The organism is Ruixingdingia sedimenti (assembly GCF_031432425.1).
GTDB classification, from domain to species: Bacteria; Pseudomonadota; Alphaproteobacteria; order Rhodobacterales; family Rhodobacteraceae; genus Ruixingdingia; species Ruixingdingia sedimenti.
The window spans coordinates 1-2,520 of sequence record NZ_JAVKPH010000088.1 but is presented as its reverse complement, the minus strand read 5'-3'; the positions used below and the strand labels follow the sequence as shown (position 1 = coordinate 2,520).

The 2,520-nt window shown below is 66.6% G+C and carries 3 protein-coding genes; all 3 read left to right on the top strand.

What is annotated here, in order from left to right; all coding sequences use genetic code 11:
• On the top strand, window positions 1-876 hold an 876-nt coding region (locus tag RGD00_RS23100; RefSeq protein WP_310459583.1), incomplete at its 5' end, for a ParB/RepB/Spo0J family partition protein.
• The gene (locus tag RGD00_RS23095) at window positions 876-1,343 is read left to right on the top strand and encodes a helix-turn-helix domain-containing protein (protein WP_310459582.1); all 468 of its coding nucleotides are present in this window, start codon (window positions 876-878) and stop codon (window positions 1,341-1,343) included. The genes RGD00_RS23100 and RGD00_RS23095, both read left to right, overlap by 1 nt.
• Window positions 1,340-2,520: DNA-binding protein (locus RGD00_RS23090; RefSeq protein WP_310459581.1), on the top strand; the 1,181-nt coding region annotated here is incomplete at its 3' end. The genes RGD00_RS23095 and RGD00_RS23090, both read left to right, overlap by 4 nt.

The window sequence follows — 2,520 nt, the reverse complement described above, 5'->3', positions numbered from 1 at the left end:
CAGGCACCCAGAATGACAATGCCCGATCTCCACGAGATCCCGCTCGCCTCGATCGAGGTGGGTTCCGACCGCGCCCGTGGCCTCGAGCCTGCCTGGGCCGAGGCCCTCGCCGCCCTGATCGATGCACAGGGCTTGCTGCATCCGATCATCGTTCGCCCCGTCGAGGGCGAGTTCCGGCGCTATCGCCTCGTTGCCGGACTGCACCGGGTCGAGGCGTTCCGCATGATGGGGCGCGAGGCGATCCCGGCCTTCCTGTCCGCCGCCGCCTCGGATGACGAGGCCCGGCTCGAAGAGGTCGTCGAGAACCTCGGCCGCTACGACCTCACGGCGCTCGATCGCTGCCACCACCTCTATGACCTGAAGCAGATCCACGAGCGGAAGTATCCGCAGGCGAAGCATGGCGGGGACCGCGGAAACCGGCGCATAGGTGGCAAGTGGCAAAGTTTGCCACTTGCCGGAGATGAGGTCCAAATCTTCGGCTTCTCTGAGGTGGTGGCTGAGAAGGTTGGCCTTTCTGCGCGCAGTATCCGCCTTGCCGTTAAAATCTGGTCGGACCTCTACCCACCCCTGCGCCGCCGTCTGCACGGCTCGCCGCTGGCCGACAAGCAGACCGAGCTGAAGGCGCTGTCGGAACTGAAGATCAACGATCAGGTGAAGGTCGTGGACCTCATCCTGGGCGAGGAACATCCCGAGATCGTCAACGTGGCATCGGCGCTGGCCTATCTGGCCGGCGGGGTGCAGCCCTCGGCCGAGGAGAAGCGCATCAGCACGATCCGCGCCACCCTGACCGCGCTGCCAGACCCGGTTTTTGACCGGGTGGTGGCTGAACAGGCCGATCGCATGATCGCTGCCCTCCAGCGTCTGGGGCGCATCTGATGGCCCGCCGCCGCGACCCTCTGACGAAGGATCTGTTCGACTGGCAGCCGCCGCGTGTGGCTGTCGGCTACAGCGCCGATGTCATCGGTCGCGGGCGGCTCGACAACAAGATCGCCCGGCTGGTGTCCCAGGCATTGCGCGACGCGCGCGAGGAGCGCGGGCTGAGCCGGGCCGAGGTGGCGCGGGAGATGGGCCTGTATCTGGGCCGGTCGATCAGCGAGGCGATGCTGCACAAATGGGCCTCGGAGGCGTCGGAGGAGCATCGCATCCCCTTCGACGCCTTCATCGCCCTCGTCCACGCCACCGGCGCCCGCGACCTGCTCGGCTTCGTGCCGGGCGAGTTTGGCCTGACGGTGATCGAGGCGGAGTATGCCGACCTGATCGAGGAGCGCCTCCTGGAGGATCACATCGAGGAGATGCAGGCCCGCAGGCAGGTTCTTTCGGCCCGCAGGAGGGCCCGCAGATGAACATGGCGCTGAACGCACAGGAATTCTTCACGGCGCAGGAACTGGCGGATATCGCGCGCCAGCGTGGGATCACGACGTTTCCCTCCACCAAGCGCGGCGTGAACATGGTGGCGGAGCGTGATGGCTGGAACGGCCTCGGCCCCAATCTTTGCCGCAAGCGCGCCGGTCGCGGCGGCGGGCTGGAGTACCATTTCACGCTGCTGCCCGAGCCGATGATCGCCACCATCGCCGCCCGCGACATGCGGCAGGTCATGCTGACGCGGCATGATGCGGCCGCCGAGGCCGACCGACGCCAGTTGGCTGCGGTTCGCGCGGCGGCGCTGCCGGCGCATGCCCGCAAGGTCATGGAAGCCCGGGCTGAAATCCTGTTGGCGATCGAGGGCTACGCCATCGCCCAGGGCCAGCCGCGCGCTTGGGCCATCGCCCGGTTCATCGACGCGCAGGCGGCCTATGCCGAGCGTCAGGCAGTCGAACAACGCCGCGATACCGGGGAACCCCTGAGCGAGCGGGATATCGCGAGCCTCGGGGTCGCGCTGAAACTGACAGCCCCTGACGGGTTTCAGGTTTCGCCGGAACGTCTGGCCGACGCGAATGACCGGCGGTCGACAGAGGTCATTTCGGAACGGACGCTCCGGCGCTGGTTCAAGGCGCGCGATGAACGTGGGGTGCTTGCCCTGGCGCCGATCCCGCCGAAGCAGGAAGAGGCCATTCCCGCCGGCTTCTATGATTTCCTGAAGTTCTGGGCGCTGCCCGGCAAGCCAAGCATCCCGGAAGCCTACAGGGATTACACCGATGCGGTTGCGGCGCGTCAGGGCGCGCAGCCGATGACGGTCACGCTCGATCAGGTGCGCCATATCCTGAAACACAAGATCAAGGGCCTGGACAAGTACGTCGGGCGGGAGGGGCTGCTGACGCTGCGGTCCCGCATGGCCTATGTCACCCGCACGACCGAGGACATGTGGCCTACCACCATCTACACGGCCGACGGCAAGACGTTCGATGCCGAGGTCGCGGATCCCGTCTCGCGCCGCCCGATGCGCCCGGAAATCACCTCGGTGCTGGATGTCGCCACGCGCAAATGCGTCGGATATGCGGTTTCGCGGAAGGAAAACGTCATTGCGGTGACGGAGGCCCTGCGCCGATCGTGCTCGACCCATGGCATCTGCGCGATTTTCTA